The sequence below is a fragment of the Pseudomonas sp. Wu6 genome, from assembly GCF_019891515.1.
GTDB lineage: Bacteria > Pseudomonadota > Gammaproteobacteria > Pseudomonadales > Pseudomonadaceae > Aquipseudomonas > Aquipseudomonas orientalis_A.
Genome location: NZ_JAFLXH010000021.1, coordinates 97,842 through 112,486, shown reverse-complemented (window position 1 = coordinate 112,486; position 14,645 = coordinate 97,842). Strand labels below are relative to the sequence as shown.

The 14,645-nt window shown below is 61.5% G+C and carries 13 protein-coding genes; 8 read left to right on the top strand and 5 right to left on the bottom strand.

The window, feature by feature from the left end:
- Window positions 1-276: 276 nt before the first annotated feature.
- From J1G34_RS16175 to J1G34_RS16155, 5 genes are all read right to left on the bottom strand, one after another.
- The gene (locus J1G34_RS16175) at window positions 277-1,617 is read right to left on the bottom strand and encodes an imelysin family protein (RefSeq protein ID WP_065887655.1); all 1,341 of its coding nucleotides are present in this window, start codon (window positions 1,615-1,617) and stop codon (window positions 277-279) included.
- A 125-nt stretch (window positions 1,618-1,742) separates the two neighbouring features.
- Window positions 1,743-3,794 (bottom strand): putative bifunctional diguanylate cyclase/phosphodiesterase, encoded by a 2,052-nt coding sequence (locus tag J1G34_RS16170; RefSeq protein WP_065895048.1) that lies wholly within the window; start codon window positions 3,792-3,794, stop codon window positions 1,743-1,745.
- A gap of 208 nt (window positions 3,795-4,002) precedes the next feature.
- Window positions 4,003-4,182: a hypothetical protein gene (locus J1G34_RS16165; RefSeq protein WP_065895047.1), complete on the bottom strand. Its 180-nt coding sequence runs from the start codon at window positions 4,180-4,182 to the stop codon at window positions 4,003-4,005.
- Window positions 4,183-4,337: 155 nt separating this feature from the next.
- Window positions 4,338-4,934 carry a superoxide dismutase gene (locus J1G34_RS16160; RefSeq protein WP_003175739.1) on the bottom strand — a complete coding sequence of 199 codons (597 nt, stop codon included), beginning with the start codon at window positions 4,932-4,934 and terminating at the stop codon, window positions 4,338-4,340.
- Between the two features lie 177 nt (window positions 4,935-5,111).
- Window positions 5,112-5,714: a LysE/ArgO family amino acid transporter gene (locus tag J1G34_RS16155; protein WP_065895046.1), complete on the bottom strand. Its 603-nt coding sequence runs from the start codon at window positions 5,712-5,714 to the stop codon at window positions 5,112-5,114.
- 100 nt (window positions 5,715-5,814) lie between these two features.
- On the opposite strand from J1G34_RS16155, the gene J1G34_RS16150 reads away from it, so the two are divergent.
- From J1G34_RS16150 to J1G34_RS16115, 8 genes are all read left to right on the top strand, one after another.
- On the top strand, window positions 5,815-6,708 hold the full coding sequence (locus tag J1G34_RS16150) for a LysR family transcriptional regulator ArgP (RefSeq protein WP_065895045.1): 894 nt from the start codon (window positions 5,815-5,817) through the stop codon (window positions 6,706-6,708).
- A gap of 52 nt (window positions 6,709-6,760) precedes the next feature.
- Complete coding sequence (locus tag J1G34_RS16145) at window positions 6,761-7,759, top strand: NAD-dependent epimerase/dehydratase family protein (protein ID WP_065896420.1); 999 nt, start codon at window positions 6,761-6,763, stop codon at window positions 7,757-7,759.
- A 126-nt stretch (window positions 7,760-7,885) separates the two neighbouring features.
- On the top strand, window positions 7,886-8,710 hold the full coding sequence (locus J1G34_RS16140; RefSeq protein WP_065895043.1) for an ATPase: 825 nt from the start codon (window positions 7,886-7,888) through the stop codon (window positions 8,708-8,710).
- A 203-nt stretch (window positions 8,711-8,913) separates the two neighbouring features.
- Window positions 8,914-10,173 carry a D-mannose isomerase gene (locus tag J1G34_RS16135; RefSeq protein WP_122560985.1) on the top strand — a complete coding sequence of 420 codons (1,260 nt, stop codon included), beginning with the start codon at window positions 8,914-8,916 and terminating at the stop codon, window positions 10,171-10,173.
- A 104-nt stretch (window positions 10,174-10,277) separates the two neighbouring features.
- Window positions 10,278-11,564: an ABC transporter substrate-binding protein gene (locus J1G34_RS16130; protein ID WP_222994329.1), complete on the top strand. Its 1,287-nt coding sequence runs from the start codon at window positions 10,278-10,280 to the stop codon at window positions 11,562-11,564.
- Window positions 11,565-11,724: 160 nt separating this feature from the next.
- A complete protein-coding gene (locus J1G34_RS16125; RefSeq protein WP_065887673.1) occupies window positions 11,725-12,633 on the top strand; it encodes a carbohydrate ABC transporter permease in 909 nt (302 codons plus the stop codon).
- Complete coding sequence (locus J1G34_RS16120; RefSeq protein ID WP_065887675.1) at window positions 12,626-13,471, top strand: carbohydrate ABC transporter permease; 846 nt, start codon at window positions 12,626-12,628, stop codon at window positions 13,469-13,471. Before J1G34_RS16125 ends, J1G34_RS16120 begins: the two co-directional genes overlap by 8 nt.
- A gap of 2 nt (window positions 13,472-13,473) precedes the next feature.
- On the top strand, window positions 13,474-14,634 hold the full coding sequence (locus tag J1G34_RS16115) for an ABC transporter ATP-binding protein (RefSeq protein ID WP_222994328.1): 1,161 nt from the start codon (window positions 13,474-13,476) through the stop codon (window positions 14,632-14,634).
- The last annotated feature ends 11 nt before the right edge of the window (window positions 14,635-14,645 follow it).

Here is a 14,645-nt window from a genome sequence, read left to right as displayed (position 1 = left end):
GCTAACCCGGCGTCCTGCCGGGTTACCCACGGATTCAAGCCTGCGTTCGGCCAGCGTGGTTTAACGGGGCGCCTGAGATCAAGATCAAAAGCCAGATCAAGATCACGAGCGACTCGCTTCGCATCGTGGTTACGGATACCTATGCCCCGATAGCAGAGTGTCAGTCGGTCAATTCTTGGCTGATACACCGCTATCGGGGGCAAGCCCCCTCCCACAGGGGATCTGCGGTGTATGAAAAAGGCGACCCGAAGGTCGCCTCGTTCAGCTGCGCCTTGATCAGAACTCGTGATCGGCGCTGTCCGGGTTCAGGTCGCTGATGCCCAGCTTGCCTGCGGCGGCTTCGATCGAACCGGTCTGCTTGACCAGCGCAGCGATGGCGTCACGCACGATCTGGTTGCCTGCATCGTTACCGGCTGCGATCAACTGGTCGTAGTGCTCGCCCTTGTCGGCGTGGTCGACCATCACCTGGATCTTCGCTTCGGTCGCCGCCAGGTCAGCCTTGAGGGCTGCATCGGCTGCCGGGTCGGCTTTGGCGACCAGGGACGACAGGCTCGGGCCGGTCAGCTTGTTGCCGTCGACGCGGGTGTACTCGCCCAGGTAGACGTTGCGGATGCCTTTGGCGTCATAGAAGTGCGAGTAGTGGGTGTTGTCGCTGAAGCAGTCCTGCTCGTCTTCCGGCGAGTTGGCCTCCAGGGAGACCTTCATGCGTTCGCCGGCCAGCTCGCCAAGCGACAGGCTGCCCATGCCGAACAACATCTTGCGCAGGCCGTCGGTAGCCGGTTCCGACTCCAGGGTGGCGCGGTAGTTGTCTTCGACGTTGGGCTTCCAGTTGCCGACCATTTCCTGCAGGTCGCTGACCAGCAGTTGGGTCACGGCACGCAGGTAGGTGCGACGACGCTCGTTATGGCCGCCGGTTGCACCGTCACCGGTCATGTAGTCCGAGGCTGGACGGTTGCCCGCGCCTGGGCCGGTGCCGTTGAGGTCCTGGCCCCAGAGCAGGAATTCGATGGCGTGATAGCCGGTGGCGACGTTCGCTTCGGAGCCGCCCAGCTCATTGAGGCTGGCGAGTTTTTCCGGGGTGATCTCCTTGACGTCGACCTTGTCTTCGCCGACCTGGATTTCGTTGTTGGCGATGATATTGGCGCTGGCGCCCGGGTTACCCAGTGCGTGCTCGTAGGACTTGTCGACGTAGTCGATCAGCCCCTCGTCCAGGGGCCAGGCGTTCACCTGGCCTTCCCAGTCGTCGATGATGGTGTTGCCGAAGCGGAACACTTCACTCTGCAGGTAAGGCACGCGCGCGGCGATCCAGGCGGTACGGGCTGCCTTGAGCGTGTCGTCGTTGGGGTTGGCCAGGAAGGTGTCGATGGCGGTCTGCAGGGTTTTCGCGGTGGACTCGGCGTCGCTGTACACCGCAAACACCATGTCGGCGTAATGCGCGACCACGGCCTTGGCGGCCGCTTCGTCGACCTGGCCTGCAGGCGTGGCAGCCGCTGGAGCGGTAGTGCTGGCAGCGGCAGGCGCCTGAGGCGCGGCGGCCTTGTCTTTACCTTCGCCGCAACCGGCGAGAGAAATAGCAATGGCCAGCAGACTGGCGGTGGCCAGGGGCATACGAATCATGGCGAACATCCTGCTTCGGTTGTTGATAGGGCGCGCGGGGGCGCAAAAGCTGCGACATAATGCGAAAGATTTGCATTTTGTGTAAAGGCTTATACGCGGGAAATATTTGGTATCGTTCTGCCCGCTCAAAGAATCGCCGCGTTATCGCGTTCCGATTGCTTCAGGAAAGCCGCCAACTCCCGGGCCTGCAGCGGTTTGCTGTAGTGGTAGCCCTGGCCTTCATGGCAACCCTCGGAGATGATGTAGGCCTCTTGCTCGGCGGTCTCTACGCCCTCGGCAATCACCTGCATGCCCAGGCTTTTGCCCAGTTGGATGATCGCTCGCACGATGGTCGCGTCGTCGTCATCGTCCAGCAGATCCTGGACGAAGCTCTTGTCGATCTTGATCTTGTCCAGCGGCAGGCTTTTGAGGTAGCTCAGGGATGAGTAACCGGTGCCGAAGTCATCGATGGCGATCAGCGCCCCCGAACGGCGCAGGCTCAACAGGTGCTGGGCGGCGGTGCTGATGTCTTCCATCAGTCCGGTTTCGGTGACTTCCAGCTCCAGGCTGCGCGGCGGCAGGCGGTAAATCTGCATCAGGTTGTTGACCACGCGCGGCAACTCGGTGTGGTGCAGTTGCACCGTGGACAGGTTGACCGCCATGCGCAGTTCGGTGAAGCCCAGGTCATGCCATTCGCGCAGTTGGCGGCACGCCTGATCCAGCACCCATTCACCGATGGGAATGATGGTGCCGTTCTGTTCCGCCAACGGGATGAACAGGTCCGGTGGAACCAGGCCGTGTTCCGGGTGCTGCCAGCGAATCAGCGCTTCGACACCGACCACGCGGTGATCGCGGTAACTGATCTGCGGTTGATACACCAGGTGAAACTGGTCACGGCTCAGGGCATCGCGCAGGTCTTTCTCCAGCTCGCGGCGCCGACGCATTTCGCTGTCGACGCTGGCGATGTAGAACTGGTAGCGATTGCGCGAGCGGCTTTTGGCCAGGGTCATGGTCTGTTCGGCTTTTTGCAGCAGTTTCTCCGTGCTGTCGCCATCTTCCGGGAACAGGGTGATGCCGATGGTGGCGCGCAGGCGAATCTGGTCCTGATCCAGGGCAAACTCCGCTTCCAGGTCATCCAGGATACTTTGCGCCAGTTCCGCCGCTTCGTAGGGCTGGTCGATATCGGCTTGCACCAGGGCGAACTGGTCGCCCCCCAGGCGGGCGAGCGCGCCCAGGCGCCCACTGTGGGCGCGCAAACGATCGGCCAGGGCCAGCAGCAACTTATCGCCATTCTGATAGGTGAACTGCTCGTTGACGCTCTTGAAGTCATCCAGCCCCACGCACAACACCGCTACGCGACGCTGGCGCCGGCCGGCATCGGTGAGGATCCGGTCCAATTGCTCCTGCAACTTCTGGCGGTTCGGCAGGCCGGTGAGAAAATCATACTGGGCCATGCGCAACAGGCTGGACTCGGCCTCGTGGCGCAGGTGGGTATTGCGTTCGATGGATTCGAGCAACTGGTTGGCGGTGTTTATCCACAGCCCCAACTCGTCGCGCTCGTGGCCCTTGATCTGCGGGATCTTGTGCTCGCTGGGCCGGTCCGGGTTGATCGACGTCAAGTGCCCGATAATCCGCGAAAGCGGTTTGGTCAGCAGCCAGTGATACACCAGGTACAGCACCAGCCCCATGGCCAGGGCGCGCAGCACCCCGGAAATAAAGATGATCACCGAACTGACCAGGAAGCCTTCGCCGTAGGTGGCGGTGTCGAGGGTAATGCTCAGGTCGCCGTAATACTCGCTGTAGGGGCCCTTGCCTACCAGTGGAGTGGTAAAGGTGCGTTCCTGCCCAAGAATCAGGTCGGTCAACCAGCGGCTGGAAGAAGGCTGCAAGGTGCGGCTTTTTTCCGCGAGCATGGTCTCGTTGGGGTGGCCGATGGATGCGACGCGTACGGCGTCATCCTGAAACAGGCCTTCGATCACCTGCATGCCCATTTCGCGGTCCAGGCTGTAGACGGCCTGGGTCGAGGGGTCGCGAAACATGTCGAGGATACGTTGGGCATCGCCCGCTACGGCCTGGCGCGTCTTATAGGCATCGAAAACGATCTGCGCCACGCTCAGCGCCACGCCCACGATCAGTGCCGAGAGCAAGACAACCCGTAGCAACTTCACCGACAAGCTGTTTTTGAGTTCCAGCTTCAAAGGGGCATTCCTTGTCTCATGCGGGTGGCCTTCAATATGCCATGAGTATTGGCAATCTGGGGAGGGCAGTCAAAGGAACATTGGAGCAGCAGGCACCTTCAAGGCTGGAGGGGAGAAAAAACCAAAAAAAACGGCGGATGTGCTCCGCCGTCTGACTGTTCGACCAGGATGCCGCATGCCAACGTGGCTGGCATCGCGGGCGCAGTTGTCAACTCACTGAAAAGTCGATCTTTGGCGGCGCCGGTGGCATGTTGTCCTCGCCGGGGCGTTCTGGTGCTTTCGCGCCACCGTCATCACCGCCGCCGCCTGCACCACCGGCAAGACCTTTCATGAGGCCGCTGATGAGTTGCATCGCCATCTGCCCGCCTGCTTTTCCGATTTCTTCCATCTTTTTTCTCCAGAAGAGCGCGAGAGGGTTATTCCTCTCACTCACTGCGTGGCATATTCCCTTCTGCGAGTTCCACCACTGCCGGTAGCTGGCTGCTGGTGAGCGCCCATGAAAAAGCCCGGCAATGGCCGGGCTTTTTCTACTGCAAGCGTTGCTTAGGCAGTGAAGGTCTTGCCTTCGAACTGCTCAGCCACGAACTTCCAGTTGACCAGGTTCCAGAACGCTTCCACATACTTTGGACGCACGTTGCGGTAGTCGATGTAGTAGGCGTGTTCCCATACATCGCAGGTCAACAGCGGGGTGTCGCCGTTGGTCAGCGGGTTGCCGGCGCCGATGGTGCTGGCCAGGGCCAGGGAACCGTCAGCCTTTTTCACCAGCCAGCCCCAGCCGGAACCGAAGGTGCCGACCGACGTCTTGGTGAACTCTTCCTTGAACTTGTCGAACGAACCGAACGCAGCGTTGATGGCTTCAGCCAGAGCGCCGGTAGGTTGGCCGCCGGCGTTTGGCGCCAGGCAGTTCCAGTAGAAGGTGTGGTTCCAGACCTGAGCGGCGTTGTTGAAGATACCGCCTGAAGAAGACTTGACGATTTCTTCCAGGGTCTTGCCTTCGAACTCGGTGCCTGGCACCAGGTTGTTCAGGTTCACGACATAGGTGTTGTGGTGCTTGTCGTGGTGATACTCCAGGGTTTCCTTGGAGATGTGCGGCTGCAGGGCATCGTGTGCGTAGGGCAGCGGCGGCAATTCGAAAGCCATGATGATTCTCCTAATCAGGTCAGTTGCGGTGAGCGCAAGGCCGATCACGGGCGGCCAAACAAGCGCCGGCGAGTCTGTACTCTTTGCGGCGCAAGTCCGGGATCATAGCACCGGGGGTGCGGCAAAACCACGCAACAACTGTGTGGGATAGAGGTTCCAGAGCCTTTTGGAATAAGTTCATGGCGCGCTGATTAATTGGTAGGCCACGCTGAACATCATCACGGCCACCAGCAGGTCGAGCAGACGCCAGGTAGCCGGGCGCGCCAGCCACGGCGCCAACCACGCTGCGCCAAGGGCGAGGGTGGTAAACCACAGGAACGACGCACTGGCCGCGCCGGCCACGTAGGCCCCGGGCTCCGTCTGTTGTGCGCCCAGTGAGCCGATCAGCAGCACGGTGTCCAGATAGACATGGGGATTGAGCAGGGTCACCGCCAGCGCGCTCAACAGCACGGCGCGCAATGAGCGGGTCTTGAGGCTGGCGTCCTGATCCAGACGTTGCGTCGAACAGGCCCTGCGCAGCGCGCACGCGCCGTACCACAGCAGAAACGCCGCGCCGCCCCAGCGCGCCACCCCAAGCAGTATCGGGCTCTGCGCCAGCACGGTGGCCAAGCCGAATACCCCGGCCGCCACCAGCAGCGCATCGCAGATCACACACAGGGCGGCGACCGGCAAGTGATGTTCGCGGCGCAGGCTTTGCGCCAGGACGAACGCATTCTGCGTGCCGATTGCCATGATCAGTCCCAGGGCCACCAGCAACCCGTTCATATAGCTTTGCCACATAGCGCCAATCCTCAAGTCATGCTCAAACGATGCTGGCTAGGGTGGCGGTCGAGCCTGTATAAGAAAAACCAATATTGCTGATCGCTCATTAGGAAAACTGATGTTCGACTATAAATTGCTTTCCGCTTTGGCGGCCGTGGTGGAGCAGGCCGGCTTCGAGCGCGGCGCACAGGTACTGGGGCTGTCGCAGTCGGCCGTGTCCCAGCGCATCAAGTTGCTGGAGGCGCGCGTCGGCCAGCCGGTACTGGTGCGGGCGACCCCGCCGACCCCCACCGATATTGGCCGGCGCCTGCTCAACCATGTGCAGCAGGTGCGCCTGCTGGAGCGCGACCTGCAAAGCCAGGTGCCGGCGTTGGACGAAGAAGGCATGCCCGAGCGCCTGCGCATTGCGCTGAATGCCGACAGCCTCGCCACCTGGTGGGCGCTGGCGGTCAGCGATTTCTGCAGCGAACAGCACCTGCTGCTGGACCTGGTGGTGGAAGACCAGACCGTGGGCCTCAAACGCATGCGTGCCGGTGAAGTGGCGGCCTGTATCTGCGCCAGCGAGCGCCCGGTTGCCGGCGCCCGCAGCCTGGCCCTTGGCGCCATGCGTTACCGCGCATTGGCCAGCCCCGCGTTTATAACGCGGCACTTCCCGGCCGGGGTACAGGCCGACCAACTGGCCGGTACGCCGGCGCTGGTGTTCGGCCCGGATGATTTCCTGCAACACCGTTACCTGGCTTCGCTGGGAGTGACCGGCGGTTTCGAGCACCATTTATGCCCGTCATCCGAAGGCTTTATCCGCCTGATGGAAGCCGGCCTCGGCTGGGGCCTGGTGCCTGAATTGCAGGTGCGCGACGCGCTGGAAAAAGGCCTGCTGGTCGAATTACTGCCAGATAAGCCCATCGATGTGCCGCTGTACTGGCATCATTGGCGCAGTGGCGGGCACCTGTTGGGCCTGTTGACCGAGCATCTGGCCCGGGTCTGTGGGCAATGGTTGGTGCCGTTGAAGTGATGGCGTGCGTCAAGGCAACAGCGATGAAAAACGAAAGAACATGGGGTAGTGCATGAAAATTCTGGTCACCGGCGCAAGCGGCTTCATCGGCGGGCGCTTTGCGCGTTTCGCCCTGGAGCAGGGCCTGGACGTGCGGGTCAACGGGCGACGGGCCGAGGGTGTCGAGCACCTGGTACGACGCGGTGCCGAGTTTATCCAGGGTGATCTGAACGATGCCGACCTGGTGCGCACCTTGTGCCGTGACGTCGAAGCTGTGGTGCACTGTGCCGGTGCGGTCGGGCTGTGGGGCAAGTATCAGGATTTCCATCAAGGCAATGTGCTGGTCACCGAGAACGTCGTCGAAGCGTGCCTCAAGCAGCGGGTCGGGCGGTTGGTGCATCTGTCCTCGCCCTCCATCTACTTCGATGGGCGCGACCACCTGGGGCTGACCGAAGAGCAAGTCCCCAAGCGCTTCAGGCATCCCTATGCCGCGACCAAATACCTGGCGGAGCAGAAGGTGTTCGGCGCCCAGGAATTCGGCCTCGAGGTGCTGGCCCTGCGCCCGCGTTTCGTCACCGGCGCCGGTGACATGAGCATCTTCCCGCGCCTGTTGAAGATGCAGCGCAAGAACCGCCTGGCCATCGTCGGTGACGGCCTGAACAAGGTCGACTTCACCAGCGTGCACAACCTCAACGAGGCGCTGCTCAGCAGCTTGCTGGCTCCCGGTTCGGCACTGGGCAGGGCCTACAACATCAGCAACGGCACGCCGGTACCGGTGTGGGACGTGGTCAACTATGTGATGCGACAAATGGACATGCCTCAGGTCACGCGCTACCGCTCCTATGGCTTGTCCTACAGTGTGGCGGCCTTGAACGAGGCGTTCTGTGCGCTGTGGCCGGGGCGGCCGGAACCGTCGTTGACGCGCCTGGGCATGCAGGTCATGAACAAGGATTTCACCCTCGACATCAGCCGGGCGCGGCATTATCTCGATTACGAGCCCAAGGTCAGTCTGTGGAGCGCCCTCGACGAGTTCTGCCTGTGGTGGAAAGCCCAGGCTCCGGGCCACTCATAAGCCACAACCTGCAACATATCGGGAACCGAGTGGCGCAGCGCTTGTTGACCCATGCACCGGGAGCACGGTTTATACTCCCGCCGCTCGGCCCCTCGGTCGGCCATCTTATTGATTCAGGATAGATTCATGCGTAACGATGCTAAAGACGATTTCGACAACGTTCCCAGCCTGCGGGCCGATACCGGGGACGATGATGATTTCGTGCCGACAGCCGCCACCTCGGTGCGCTCGCGCACGACGCCTGTGGTCAAGGTGAAAAGGGCCAGCAACGGTCCGTTGTGGGCGTTGGTCGGCGCGTTGCTGATCGCCTTTGCGGGCCTCGCCTGGTGGAGCTTCCAGCAGATTTCCCTGATGGGCCAGCAACTGGTCGCCACCCAGGAAAGCTTTGCGCGTATCAGCGAAGAAGCGGCGGGGCGCCTGCAGGATATTTCCGGCAAGGTCGTGGCCAGCGAGGCCAATGTGAACAACGGCAGCGAAGCCCTGAAAGTGCAGATCAAACAGCTGGAAACCCAGTTGCTTGAGCAGGGCAGACAACAAGTGGGTGTGGCCGGCCAGGCCACCGAGCTGGACCAGCGCCTGGCGCAGATGAGCGCCAGCACCGCCGAACTGACGAGCGCCAATGCCAAGTTGCAGGGCCAGGTTCAGGCGCTGACCGATGCCGTTGCCACGCTCAAGGCGGCCCAAGGCGAGATCAAGGATCTGGCCAATGAGGTAGCGACCTTGAAGAAACAAGGCAATCCGGCTGCCGCCATCGCCCGACTCGAGCAGGACGTGCTGGTGCTCAAGAGTGCACAGGAAAACCAGCCCGCCAACACCGATGCGCCGACCAATAAAGAGTTCGACGTATTCCGCATCCAGACCACGCGCAATATCACCACATTGCAGAGCCAGGTGCAGAATTTGAACCAGCGCCTCAACGCGCCGGCGGCGGCCACGCCACTGGGTCAATGACTCGTTCTGTGGACTGTGAATGCAATCAAACTGTGGGAGGGGGCAAGCCCCCTCCCACATTTGAACCCGTATTAGTCAGGTAAGTCGCTGTTGCTCGAAGCTTTGTCACCGCCTGGTGACATTTCTTGTCCCCTTCGTTACTTGCCACTCCCGCGCCCTTGTTTAGACTCCGGTCACCCCACAAAAAACAATAAGGGCCCCCCATGACCATGCAACCACTGCCTCCCAGCAGTTGGCTGAACGCGCCTGCCCATCACGCCTGGCTCGCGGCCGAAGGCCAGCGCCTGTTGACCTTTGCCAAGGCGTCGCGCCTGCCGGACGGCTTCGGCAATCTGGATGACACTGGCCAACTGCCGGCCGGCGCCCGCGCCGAAACCATGAACACCGCCCGCATGACCCACAGCTTCGCCATGGCCCACGCTATGGGGTTGCCCGGCTACGCCGATTTGGTGGCGCACGGCGTGGCGGCCCTGAGCGGCCCGTTGCACGATAGCGAACACGGTGGCTGGTTTGCCGCGGCCGATGCCCTGGATGGCAATACCGGCAAGGCCGCTTACCTGCATGCCTTCGTGGCCCTGGCCGCCAGCTCTGCCGTAGTGGCCGGTGCACCCGGCGCGCAGACCCTGTTGAACGATGCGGTGCATATCATCGACCAGTTCTTCTGGAGCGAAGAGGAGGGCGCCATGCTCGAATCCTTCGCCCGGGACTGGAGCGGCGTCGAAGCCTATCGCGGTGCCAACAGCAACATGCACGCTACCGAAGCCTTTCTGGCCCTCGCCGATGTCACGGGCGACACGCGCTGGCTGGACCGCGCGTTGCGGATCGTCGAACGTGTCATCCATGCCCACGCCGCCGGTAACCGCTTCATGGTGATCGAGCACTTCGATACCCAGTGGAACCCGCTGCTCGGTTACAACGAAGACAACCCCGCCGACGGTTTCCGTCCCTACGGCATCACCCCCGGCCACGGCTTCGAATGGGCGCGGCTGGTGTTGCACCTGGAAGCGGCGCGGCTGGCCGCCGGGTTGGTCACGCCGCAGTGGTTGCTGACCGATGCCCAAGGGCTGTTTGCCAGTGCCTGCGAGTATGCCTGGGCGGTGGATGGCGCGCCGGGCATTGTCTACACCCTGGACTGGAACCAGCGCCCGGTCGTTCGCGAACGCCTGCACTGGACCCATGCCGAAGCCAGCGCGGCTGCCCAGGCGCTGCTCAAGCGCACTGGCCAATTGCATTACGAGACCTGGTACCGGCGGTTCTGGGAGTTTTGCGAAACCCACTTCATCGACCGGCTCCAGGGCAGCTGGCACCACGAACTCAACCCACACAACCAACCCAGCAGCAAAATCTGGGGCGGCAAGCCGGACCTGTACCATGCCTGGCAAGCGGTTGTGCTACCGGCATTACCCTTGGCACCCAGCCTGGCCAGTGCATTGGGCAGCGGATGCTATGTCACCAGCTGGTGACATTTGTGCGTCCCTTTGTTACCTGCGCCGGGAAAATCCCTGTTTAAACTCCGTGCAGCGCAAGCTCTAGACTTGCATGCATAACAACAAGAAAAGGTACTCAGATGAATGCGATTAATCGCCTCGCCGTTGCTATTTCCATGTCCTCGTTGTTTCCCCTCAGTGCATTTGCCGCCGACTCCAAAGGCACGATTGAAGTAGTGCATTGGTGGACGTCGGGCGGTGAAAAGGCGGCAGTGGATGTCCTGAAGGCCCAAGTTGAGAAAGACGGCTTCACCTGGAAAGACGGTGCAGTCGCAGGTGGCGGTGGCGCCACGGCCATGACCGTGCTGAAAAGCCGCGCGGTAGCCGGCAACCCGCCAGGCGTTGCCCAGATCAAGGGCCCCGACATCCAGGAATGGGCGTCCACCGGCCTGCTCGACACCGACGCGCTCAAAGACGTCGCCAAAGAAGAAAAGTGGGACTCCCTGCTCGACAAGAAAGTCTCCGACACCGTCAAGTACGAAGGTGACTACGTGGCCGTTCCGGTCAACATCCACCGCGTGAACTGGCTGTGGATCAACCCGGAAGTCTTCAAGAAAGCCGGCATCACCAAGAACCCGACCACCCTCGAAGAATTCTATGCCGCCGGCGACAAGCTGAAAGCAGCGGGTTTCATCGCGCTTGCTCACGGCGGCCAGCCTTGGCAGGACAGCACCGTGTTCGAAGCGGTGGTGCTCTCGGTCATGGGCGCCGATGGCTACAAGAAAGCCCTGGTCGACCTGGATAACGCTGCGCTGACCGGCCCGGAAATGGTCAAGTCGCTGACTGAGCTGAAAAAGGTCGCGACCTATATGGACGTCGACGGCAAAGGTCAGGACTGGAACCTGGAGGCCGGTAAAGTCATCAACGGCAAGGCCGGCATGCAGATCATGGGTGACTGGGCCAAGTCCGAATGGACCGCCGCCAAGAAAGTCGCCGGCAAGGACTACGAGTGCGTAGCCTTCCCGGGCACCGACAAGGCCTTCACCTACAACATCGACTCCCTGGCTGTGTTCAAGCAGAAAGACAAAGGCACCGCTGCCGGTCAGCAGGACATTGCCAAAGTCGCGCTGGGTGAAAACTTCCAGAAAATCTTCAGCATCAACAAGGGCTCGATCCCGGTGCGCACTGACATGCTCACTCAAATGGACAAACTGGGCTTCGACTCCTGCGCCCAGGCCGCCGCCAAGGACTTCCTGGCCGACGCCAAGACCGGCGGACTGCAGCCAAGCATGGCGCACAGCATGGCCACCAACCTGGCGGTGCAAGGCGCGTTCTTTGACGTGGTGACCAACTACATCAACGACCCGAAAGCCGACCCGGCCGACACCGCCAAGAAGCTGGGCGCTGCGATCAAGTCGGCCAAGTAACGCTGCTGCTATCTGTAGGAGCGAGCTCGCTCGCGAAAAACTCAAGGTCAACGCGTTCATCCTGTATGCACGCGCTATCGTTGAAGTCCTTCGCGAACACGCTCGCTCCTGCAGGGTTCGGTTCACCTGTCAGTCCTTTTTCCCTGTACTGGATTTTCCCATGAGTTCTGTTGCTGTGTTCAGCAAGGCCTCGCCGTTCGATGCATTGCAGCGCTGGCTCCCCAAACTGGTGCTGGCGCCGAGCATGTTCATCGTGCTGGTGGGCTTCTACGGCTACATCCTGTGGACGTTCGTGTTGTCGTTCACCACCTCCACGTTTCTGCCCAACTACAAGTGGGCGGGCCTGGCGCAATACGAGCGCTTGTTCGACAACGACCGTTGGTGGGTGGCGAGCAAGAACCTGGCCGTGTTCGGCGGGATGTTCATCGGCATCACCCTGGTGATCGGTGTGACGCTGGCGATTTTCCTCGACCAGAAAATCCGCCGCGAAGGTTTCATTCGCACGATCTACCTGTACCCGATGGCGCTCTCGATGATCGTCACCGGTACGGCGTGGAAATGGCTGCTCAACCCGGGCATGGGCCTGGACAAATTATTGCGCGACTGGGGCTGGGAAGGCTTCCGTCTCGACTGGCTGATCGACCCCGACCGCGTGGTCTACTGCCTGGTGATCGCCGCTGTGTGGCAAGCCTCGGGCTTTATCATGGCGATGTTTCTGGCGGGCCTGCGTGGCGTTGATCAGTCAATCATCCGCGCCGCGCAGATCGACGGCGCGAGCCTGCCGCGCATCTACTGGAGCGTGGTGCTGCCAAGCCTGCGTCCGGTGTTCTTCAGTGCGGTGATGATCCTGGCGCACATTGCGATCAAGAGCTTCGACCTGGTGGCGGCGATGACGGCCGGCGGCCCGGGCTATTCCTCCGACCTGCCTGCCATGTTCATGTACTCGTTTACCTTCAGCCGCGGCCAGATGGGCATGGGCTCGGCCAGTGCAATCCTGATGCTCGGTGCGATCCTCGCGATCATTGTGCCGTACCTGTATTCCGAGCTGAGGACCAAGCGTAATGACTAGTCTCGCCGCTAAACCTGCCATCAGCCTGAGTCGTATCGCGATCTACGCGGTGCTGATCCTCGCGGTGCTGCTGTACCTGGTGCCGCTGGTGGTGATGCTGCTCACCAGCTTCAAGACCCCGGAAGACATCAGCACCGGTAACCTGCTGAGCTGGCCCACCGTGGTCAGTGGCATCGGCTGGGTCAAGGCCTGGGGCACCGTGGATGGCTACTTCTGGAACTCGATCAAGATCACCGTGCCGGCTGTGCTGATCTCCACGGCCATCGGCGCGTTGAACGGCTACGTACTGTCGTTCTGGCGCTTCCGGGGTTCGCAGTTGTTCTTCGGCCTGTTGCTGTTCGGCTGCTTCCTGCCGTTCCAGACGGTGCTGCTGCCGGCCTCGTTCACCCTCGGCAAGATGGGCATGGCCAATACCACCACCGGCCTGGTGTTTGTGCATGTGGTCTACGGCCTGGCGTTTACCACGCTGTTCTTTCGTAACTACTACGTGAGCATTCCGGATGCGCTGATCAAGGCGGCCCGCCTGGACGGTGCCGGTTTCTTCACCATCTTCCGTCAGATCATTCTGCCGATGTCGACGCCGATCATCATGGTCTGCCTGATCTGGCAGTTCACCCAGATCTGGAACGACTTCCTGTTCGGCGTGGTGTTTTCCAGCGGCGACTCCCAGCCCATCACGGTGGCGCTGAACAACCTGGTCAACACCAGCACCGGGGCCAAGGAATATAACGTGGATATGGCGGCGGCGATGATCGCCGGGCTGCCGACCCTGCTGGTCTATGTGATCGCAGGCAAGTATTTCGTGCGCGGCCTCACAGCCGGCGCGGTCAAGGGGTAATCATGGCTACGCTTGAACTTCGCAATGTAAACAAGACCTATGGTGCCGGCCTGCCCGACACCTTGAAGAACATCGAACTGTCGATCAAGGAAGGCGAATTCCTGATCCTGGTCGGCCCTTCGGGTTGCGGCAAGTCCACCTTGATGAACTGCATCGCGGGCCTTGAGACCATCTCCGGCGGCGCGATCATGATCGGTGATCAGGATGTGAGCGGCATGAGCCCCAAGGACCGTGACATCGCCATGGTGTTCCAGTCCTACGCGCTGTACCCGACCATGAGCGTGCGCGAGAACATCGAGTTCGGCCTGAAGATTCGCAAGATGCCCCAGGCCGACATCGACACCGAAGTGGCGCGCGTGGCCAAGCTGCTGCAGATCGAGCACCTGCTCAACCGCAAGCCGGGCCAACTCTCCGGTGGTCAGCAACAGCGCGTGGCCATGGGCCGGGCGTTGGCGCGCCGGCCGAAGATCTACCTGTTCGACGAGCCGCTGTCGAACCTCGACGCCAAGCTGCGCGTCGAGATGCGTACCGAAATGAAGCTGATGCACCAGCGCCTGAAAACCACCACTGTCTACGTGACCCACGACCAGATCGAAGCGATGACCCTGGGCGACAAAGTGGCGGTGATGAAGGACGGAATCATCCAGCAATTCGGTACGCCGAAGGAAATTTACAACGACCCTGCTAACCTGTTTGTGGCAAGCTTTATCGGTTCACCACCAATGAACTTCGTTCCCATGCGCCTAAAACGCCAGGACGGTGTTCTGGTGGCGGTGCTCGACAGCGGCCAGGCCCGTTGCGAGTTGGCGTTGAACATGAATGACGCAGGTCTGGAAGATCGCGATGTGATCCTGGGCCTGCGCCCGGAGCAGATCGTGCTGGCGGCGGGCGAGGGCAATGGCGCGTCGAGCATTCGCGCCGAAGTCCAGGTAACCGAGCCGACCGGCCCGGACACCCTGGTGTTCGTGCAGCTCAACGACACCAAAGTCTGCTGCCGTCTGGCGCCGGACGTGGCACCGCAGGTAGGCGAGACCCTGACCCTGCAGTTCGACCCGGCCAAGGTGTTGCTGTTCGACGCCAAGACCGGGGAGCGATTGGACACTGCTGCTTCATTGCCGGCACAGGGGCATGCCGGCAACGTGACCCAGTTCAAGGGCCGTTGAAGCATTTGTAG